Below are 8125 nucleotides of genomic sequence, written 5' to 3'. Positions count from 1 at the left end.
CGGAGCGGGCGGCACTGCTCGGCGCGCTGCGCGCCCATACGCCCGCGCGGGGGCGGGAGCTGCTGGCGTCGACTTGGGTGACGGAGCGGGCGGAGGACCGGCTGATGTTCCTGGACTCGCTGCGCACGGGCCTGTCGGACGCGGACGAGCCGTTCCTGGAGCAGACGCTGGGCGACCGCAGCCGCAATGTCCGGGCCACCGCGGCGGATCTGCTGTCCGCGCTGCCGGGCTCGGCGCTCGCCGCGCGGATGGCCGTACGCGCCACGGCGTGTGTGGCCCTGGACCGCACCGGTGACACGCCGGCGATCGTGGTGGAGGCGCCGCTCGAGTGCGACACGGACATGGAACGCGACGGCGTGGTGGCCACGCCCCCGGCGGGCCGCGGGGAACGGTCCTGGTGGCTCGGGCAGTTGGTGGAGTCCGCTCCGCTCGGCACCTGGCCGCGGCGGCTGGGCGGGCGGACGCCCGAGGAGATCGTGGCGCTGCCGGTGACGGACGGCTGGCAGGGCGAACTGCACGCGGCCTGGTGCCGGGCGGCGGTCCGGCAGCGGGACGCCGCGTGGTCGCGGGCGCTGCTCGGCTCGCCGTCGGCGCCGGAGGCGGGCGGGCCGGGCGCGGTGTCCCTGGCGGAGCGGGCGAAGCTGCTGGCCGCGCTGGATGCGGGGGAACGGGCCGCGTGGGTGGCCGGGTTCATCGCCACGCACGGCCTGTCGGAGGCGTTCCAGCTGCTCGGGGTGTGCGCCGTGCCGTGGGCGCCGCCGCTGGGCCGGGCGGTGGTGGACGCCCTCGACATCGCCCGGGAGGCGGGCAGCTACCCGTGGAGCTTCAGCGGGGTGATGGGGCTGGCCGAGCGCTGCCTGGACCCGGCCGAGGCCACGCGGCTGGAGACGCTCCTGGCGATACCCGACGAACCGGAGGACGCCGCGCCGGGCGCCGGCGGATACTGGGCGGAGGCGTTCCAGCGGCTGGTCACCACGCTGCGGCTGCGGGCGGAGATGACGCGGGAACTCCTGCCGCCCGCCGGGCCGCGAAAGGAGGGCGCTCAGCCGCCGGACGCGGCCGGCTGACGGACGTTCTCCCGGACCCACTCCACGATCGCCGAGGTCGTCGCGCCGGGGGTGAAGATCTCCGCGACGCCCTTCTCCTTCAGCGGCGCGATGTCCTCCTCCGGGATGATGCCGCCGCCGAAGACGAGGATGTCCTCGGCCTCGCGCTCCTTGAGCAGGTCGATGACCGCGGCGAACAGCGTGTTGTGGGCGCCGGAGAGGATGGACAGGCCGATCGCGTCGGCGTCCTCCTGGATGGCGGTGTCGACGATCTGCTCGGGCGTCTGGTGGAGCCCGGTGTAGATGACCTCCATACCGGCGTCGCGCAGAGCCCGCGCGATGACCTTGGCCCCGCGATCGTGACCGTCGAGCCCCGGCTTGGCGACCACCACGCGGATCGGACCGGCTGCCACACCCATCACTGCCTCCATCAAGCGACCACGGAAGCGATCGCTTCCGTTCGTACCGACAAGTACCGCACTTTTGGCGCGTCCCGCCATCGTCGAAGTGAACGAACGTTATCCCCAGCATCCCGCACCGGGCGGTTTCACGGTGCGCGGCGAGGGGGAAATCACATGGTGGGACATGAGGCACACGGGGGTCGAGGACGACCTTCGCGTGCCGACAGGAGGTCGGCCGATGAAGGTCACCGGGGTACTGCCGCTGTTTTTCCCGTCCTGCCACCGCCTGTGGCCGGGCAGACTGGCCGGACTGTCCGTGACGTTGCTCCGGGCGACGGCCCTGGAGGCCGCGATCCTGGCGGGCCACCTCCTGCTCTATCCGACCGGCCTGATCCGGGAACGCCACCCCGCCGCCCTGCCCGCCCCCGGCGACGGCACGGCCCGGCTGCCGGTCCGGCCCGCCCCGCCGGTCGTGCTGCTGCACGGCTTCATCGACAACCGCTCGGTGTTCGTCCTGCTGCGCCGCGCCCTCGCACAGCACGGCCGGCAGCGCGTCGAGTCGCTGAACTACTCTCCGCTCACCTGTGACATCCGCACCGCCGCGGAGCTGCTCGGCAGGCACATCGAGGAGATCTGCGAGCGCACCGGCAGTGCGCGGGTCGACATCGTGGGACACAGCCTCGGCGGTCTGATCGCGCGCTATTACGTCCAGTGCCTCGGCGGTGACCTGCGGGTGCGCACCCTGGTCACGCTGGGCACCCCGCACTCCGGAACCCGGGTGGCACCGCTGGCGGACGCGCATCCGATCGTGCGGCAGATGCGGCCCGGCTCGGCGGTGATCGAGGAGCTGGCCCGGCCCGCGCCCGGCTGCCGGACCCGGTTCGTGAGCTTCTGGAGCGACCTGGACTCCCTCATGGACCCGCTGGAGACGGCCTGTCTGGAGCATCCGGATCTGGACGCGCGCAACGTCCGGGTGAGCGGCATCGGTCATCTCGCCCTGCCCGTGCACCCGGCCGTGGCCGCCGCCATACGCGAGGCCCTCGACGCCCCGCACCCGGGGGGCCAGGTCACCGGCGGCCTGACGGTGGCCTGAGACCGGCCGCGCCGAGGAGCGCACGGGCGCCTCACAGGACGTACACAGTCGGCACAAATCGCCGCTCGACATCGAACATTCCTCGAACGCAAGGCCAAAGTCGCGTTGGGAGCCCCCGAAACACGGCCGAATGCCCGTTTACGGCTCACACGAAACCGTCCGAAGATTGTCGCGCCCAGGTACTGCCGGGTACAGTCGCCGCACTGCTCTGGCAGCCCCTGTTGTCGAGGCGAAAGAGAAGTTGGTGAACGACCGTCACCCGTCGGGGACGATGACCACCCCGGCCCCGGCTTCCGACGCCTCCACCGGGCACTACGCGCCGTACGGAGCACAGGAAGCCTCCTACGACGACCTCACCACGTACGGCGGCTATGACGCCACCGGTTTTACCGACGGTTCCGGGAGCACGGACTTCCACACGGACCCGCTCTTCGGCAGCCTCCCGGGCAGCGAGCCGACCACCGGCGCGTACGGCACCGCCCAGTGGCAGACCGGGACGGGCCAGTTCCCGGCCTACGACGCGTACGCGGCCGGTCATGCCGGCGCCTACGACTCCGGTGTCCACGACAGCACCGCCTGGACCGGCCCCGCGCAGGCCACCGGAAACGATGTCAGCGGCCAGTGGGACACCGGCGCCTGGCAGCAGCCCGGTTCCCCGGGCACCGCCGACACCACCCAGCAGTGGACGTGGGGCACCCAGACCTTCGACACCGGCGCGTACGACGCCACGCAGTGGAACTCCGCCGGACAGACCGCGCCGGCCGGACCCGGGCAGGACGGAAAACCGTTCGACGGGCAGGCCACCGCGACGTTCGAGGGGGTCGGCGCCCACGGATCGGCAGCGTCCACGGCCTTCGAGGGGGAGCCGTACGGCGACTCCGGGTTCACCGAGCCGCCGTCCGCCTCGGAGGAGGCGGACGCCACCGGTGAACTGCCCGCCGTGACCGGCCTGCTGGACGGCCAGGAGGAGGTCGCCCCGGTGCCGGCGGCCCGCACGGGCTCGCGCGGCGCGGCCCGCTCCCGGCGCCGTACGCCCGCCAAGCGCTCGGCGCTGCTGACCGTCGCCGTGCCCTCGGCCTGCGTGATGGGGGTCGCGGGGATCGCCGCCGCCTCGGTCGCCGCGCTCGGCGACGACTCGAAGGACACCTCCACCACCACAGCGGACGCGCAGCCGGTCAAGCCGGCGGTCGCCAACAGCAAGCTGGACTCCCAGCTCCGGACCCTGTCCGCCGGTGCCGACGACTTCGCCGACCGGGCGAGCCGCACCCAGGAGCGGATCGACCTCAAGGCGCAGCAGGCGCTGGAGAAGAAGAAGGCGGCGGCGGAGGCCGCGCTCAAGGAGCGGCTGCGCCCGAAGTTCGCGCTGCCGGTCGCGCAGCACGGACTCAGCGCCTACTTCGGTCAGGCCGGCATCAACTGGATGTCGGTGCACACCGGCATCGACTTCCCCGTCTCCTACGGCACCACGGTGATGGCCGCGACCGACGGCACCGTCACCACCAAGTGGAACAGCGCCTACGGCAACATGATGATCGTGACGGCGAAGGACGGCACGGAGACCTGGTACTGCCACCTGTCCAGCTACCGCGTCGCCTCCGGTACGACCGTCAAGGCCGGCGAGCCCATCGCCTACTCCGGCAACTCGGGCAACTCCACCGGCCCGCACCTGCACTTCGAGGTACGGCCGGCGGGCGGCTCGGCCATAGACCCACTGCCCTGGCTGCGCAGCCACGGCCTGGATCCCACCTAGCCCCCAGGGCCCCGCTCCCCGGCGGGGCCCTTTTCGCGCGCTACAGCTTCTCCACCGGCGCGTACCGCAGCAGCAGCCGCTTCGGCTTGGCCTCGCCGAAGTCGATCGTCGCCTCCGCGTTGACGCCGGTGCCCTTCACCGCGACGACCGTGCCGAGCCCGAACTGGTCGTGGGTGACCCGGTCCCCGACGGCCAGCGCGACCACCGGCTTCTCCGCCGTGCGCCGGGTGGCGAATCCGGACGCCCCCGAAGCCGACGAACGCGAACGGGACGAGGACAGCGAGGCCGCGACCCCGGACGCCGGCGCCGTGGCCCCGGTCCGCTTCCACTCCACATGGGCGGGCGGGATCTCCTCCAGGAAGCGGGAGGGCGGGTTGTACGACGGCTGGCCCCAGGCACTGCGCAGCGCCGCGCGCGTGAGGTACAGCCGCTCCCGCGCGCGCGTGATGCCGACGTACGCCAGGCGCCGCTCCTCCTCCAGCTCCTTGGTCTGGCCGAGGGCCCGCATGTGCGGGAAGACGCCGTCCTCCATACCGGTCAGGAACACCACCGGGAACTCCAGGCCCTTGGCGGTGTGCAGGGTCATCAGCGTGATGACGCCGCCGCCGTCCTCCTCGTCGGGGATCTGGTCGGAGTCGGCGACCAGGGCGACCTGCTCCAGGAAGTCGGCCAGCGTCCCCTGCTCGCCCTCCCCGCGCTCCTGCTCGAACTCCAGGGCCACGGCCGCGAGTTCCTGGAGGTTCTCGATCCGCGTCTCGTCCTGCGGGTCGGTGGAGGACTGGAGCTCGGCCAGATATCCGGTGCGCTCCAGGACCGCCTCGAGGACGGTGGCCGGTCCGGCGCCGGACTCGACGATCGTGCGCAGCTCCTCCATCAGCGCGTTGAACCGCCTGACCGCGTTGGTGGAACGCGCGGCCATGCCGTACGCCTCGTCCACCCGCTTCAGGGCCTGCGGGAAGCTGATCCTCTCGCGCTGGGCGAGGGCGTCGATCATCGCCTCCGCGCGCTCGCCGATGCCCCGCTTGGGCACGTTGAGGATGCGGCGCAGCGGCACCGAGTCCTCGGGGTTGGCGAGGACGCGCAGGTAGGCGAGGACGTCCCGGACCTCCTTGCGCTCGTAGAAGCGGACCCCGCCGACGACCTTGTAGGGCAGGCCGACGCGGATGAAGACCTCTTCGAAGACACGGGACTGGGCGTTGGTGCGGTAGAAGACGGCGACGTCCGAGGCGCGTGCCTCGCCCGCGTCGACCAGGCGGTCTATCTCGTCGGCGACGAACTGGGCCTCGTCGTGCTCGGTGTCGGCGACGTACCCGACGATCCGGGAGCCCTGGCCGGCGTTGGTCCACAGGTTCTTCGGGCGGCGGGACTCGTTGCGCTCGATGACCGCGTTGGCGGCGGACAGGATGGTCTGCGTGGAGCGGTAGTTCTGCTCCAACAGGATCGTCGTCGCGTCCGGGTAGTCCTCCTCGAACTGGAGGATGTTGCGGATCGTGGCGCCCCGGAAGGCGTAGATCGACTGGTCCGCGTCACCGACGACGCACAGCTCGGCCGGCGGGACGTCGTACTCGCTCGGCGCGGTGTCCACCTCGCCGGCGGCGTGCTCGCCCGTGCCGACGAGTTCCCGGACGAGGGCGTACTGGGCGTGGTTGGTGTCCTGGTACTCGTCGACCAGGACGTGCCGGAAGCGGCGGCGGTAGTGCTCGGCGACGTCCGGGAAGGCGCGCAGCAGGTTGACCGTCGTCATGATCAGGTCGTCGAAGTCGAGCGCGTTGGCCTCGCGCAGCCGCGACTGGTAGAGCGCGTACGCCTGCGCGAGGGTCTTCTCGAAGCCGTCGGAGGCCTGCGCGGCGAAATCCTCCTCGTCGATCAGCTCGTTCTTCAGATTGCTGATCTTGGCGCTGAAGGACTTGGGCGGGAAGCGCTTGGGGTCGAGGTCCAGATCACGGCAGACCAGGGCCATCAGGCGCTTGCTGTCGGCGGCGTCGTAGATCGAGAACGACGAGGTGAAGCCGAGCTTCTTGCTCTCCCGGCGCAGGATGCGCACGCACGCGCTGTGGAAGGTCATCACCCACATCGCGTTCGCGCGCGGGCCGACGAGCTGCTCGACGCGCTCCTTCATCTCGCCCGCGGCCTTGTTGGTGAAGGTGATCGCGAGGATCTGGCCCGGGTGGACGTTCCGCTCGGCCAGCAGGTAGGCGATGCGGTGGGTGAGCACCCGGGTCTTGCCGGAGCCGGCGCCGGCGACGATGAGCAGCGGGGAGCCGGCGTGCACGACGGCGGCGCGCTGGTTCTCGTTCAGCCCCTCCAGGAGGGCCGCCGGGTCCAGCGCGGGGCGCGGGGCGCCGTCGCGGTAGTGGGTGTCCCGGTCCGGCGGCACGTCGAACTTCCCGCCGAACAGATCGTCCGGAACCGACTCCGGAGCGTGATCGTCCTCGGGCGGTGGCGGGGGCTCCTCCTCGTGCCCGCGAGGGGCCTGGAGGTCCGCCAGGAAGCTGTCGTCAAAGAGGCTGCTCATCGCTCTCCGAGTCTAGGGCGCCCCACCGACAACCGGTCGCCGTCCCCGGAACATGGCCCGTTCCCTGGGCGGCCGATCTTTCCCTCGCGCCGCGTCACCCAAGGGAACCACCTGCTCACCGACGCGCGGGGCGGCCCTCAGGGCACGGAAACGTATCGGACATTGCGCACACCAACCTTCACAGAAGACTCACGAGTTGGCTAGGTTGCCGTCAGGCCGCACGACCGCCCTCCGGCGAACGTCGCCGGGCCGTACGGCCTCCGCCGAGTCCGGCACGCCCAGCGCGGTGCCCGGAGCCGGGGAACCCCCAGATCCTGGGCCGAATCGGCCGACTCCCGCCCGGGACGAAGCCGTGGGGCGCTCCGTGCCGGCACCGCCCGAGCCCACCGGCAGGCGGCAGCACGGAAGGAGTCGCCCCCTTGGCGTCGCACCGCAAGCCGCGCCCCGGCGGCAGCCAGCCGGCAGGCGTCCACACCCCCGCCCTCGCCTCCACGGCGGTGTTCACCCAGCCCGCCGAGACCGCCCTCGCGGCCGCCCAGGGCACCCCGACTCCGGAGGAGATCGCCCGCAAGATCGCCGACTTCTACCGCCAGGCGGAGTCGGCCCTGGATGCCTCCGCCGAGGGCGACGGCACCGGGGAACGTCGGGGGCGGAGAGAGCGGGGGGTGCGGGGGCTGCGCGCGGCGCGGGGTGACCGCGGGCAAGGGGACAGACGTGGGGAGCGGGACGGGTGGGCCGAGGGTGAGGGGGCCCGGTTCGCCGACGAGGCCGGAATCGGAAAGCGGGGGGCGCGCGCGGCCCGGGGTGGACGTGGGCAAGGGGACAGGCATGGGGAGCGGGACGGGTGGGCCGAGGGTGAGGGGGTCCGGTTCACCGACGAGGCCGGAGGTGGAGAGCGGGGCCACCGGCTCGCTGACGCGGGTGGGGGCGGGGAGCGGGAGGGGTGGACCGGGGGTGAGGGGGACCGCAGCTTCGCCGATGGAGTCGGGGGCGGGGAGCGCGGGCGCGGGCGGGACGGGTGGACCGACCGCAGCGGACGGGGCGAGCGGGGCCAGTTCGCCGACGCGACCCGGCCCGGGCAACGGGACGGATGGACCGAGGACGAGGGGGGCCGTCGGCTCGCTGACGGAGTCGAGGGCGGGCCACGAGCCGGAAGCGCTGGGCGGGGCGGGGGTGCCGGATGGAAGGGGCGCCCGGAATGGATCGGGTGGCCCCTGGCCGCCGAACGTGCCGAGGCCCCGCTTGCCGTGGAAGGCAGCCTTCAGCGGCTCCGTGACGAGGTCGCGCGGTGCCGTTGGACGGTCTTGACGCTGATGAACA

At 72.6% G+C, this 8125-nt stretch carries 5 protein-coding genes; 3 read left to right on the top strand and 2 right to left on the bottom strand.

What is annotated here, in order from left to right; all coding sequences use genetic code 11:
• Window positions 1-1067, top strand: a 1067-nt coding sequence (locus H5J33_RS15940) for a DUF5691 domain-containing protein (protein ID WP_258565137.1), incomplete at its 5' end; no start/stop codon positions are given.
• Here the strand turns inward: H5J33_RS15940 and H5J33_RS15935 are convergent.
• On the bottom strand, window positions 1043-1465 hold the full coding sequence (locus H5J33_RS15935) for a cobalamin B12-binding domain-containing protein (protein WP_181795567.1): 423 nt from the start codon (window positions 1463-1465) through the stop codon (window positions 1043-1045). The genes H5J33_RS15940 and H5J33_RS15935 overlap by 25 nt on opposite strands.
• A gap of 220 nt (window positions 1466-1685) precedes the next feature.
• Here H5J33_RS15935 and H5J33_RS15930 point away from each other — a divergent pair, with 220 nt between their 5' ends.
• Window positions 1686-2540 carry a triacylglycerol lipase gene (locus H5J33_RS15930; protein ID WP_181795566.1) on the top strand — a complete coding sequence of 285 codons (855 nt, stop codon included), beginning with the start codon at window positions 1686-1688 and terminating at the stop codon, window positions 2538-2540.
• A 244-nt stretch (window positions 2541-2784) separates the two neighbouring features.
• Window positions 2785-4290 (top strand): M23 family metallopeptidase, encoded by a 1506-nt coding sequence (locus tag H5J33_RS15925; protein WP_309485414.1) that lies wholly within the window; start codon window positions 2785-2787, stop codon window positions 4288-4290.
• Window positions 4291-4330: 40 nt separating this feature from the next.
• On the opposite strand, the gene pcrA is transcribed toward H5J33_RS15925, so the two are convergent.
• On the bottom strand, window positions 4331-6805 hold the full coding sequence (gene pcrA / locus H5J33_RS15920) for a DNA helicase PcrA (protein ID WP_181795564.1): 2475 nt from the start codon (window positions 6803-6805) through the stop codon (window positions 4331-4333).
• Window positions 6806-8125 lie beyond the last annotated feature (1320 nt).

This window comes from Streptomyces sp. WELS2, from assembly GCF_013870595.1.
GTDB lineage: Bacteria > Actinomycetota > Actinomycetes > Streptomycetales > Streptomycetaceae > Streptomyces.
This window is presented reverse-complemented; position numbering and strand designations above follow the sequence as displayed.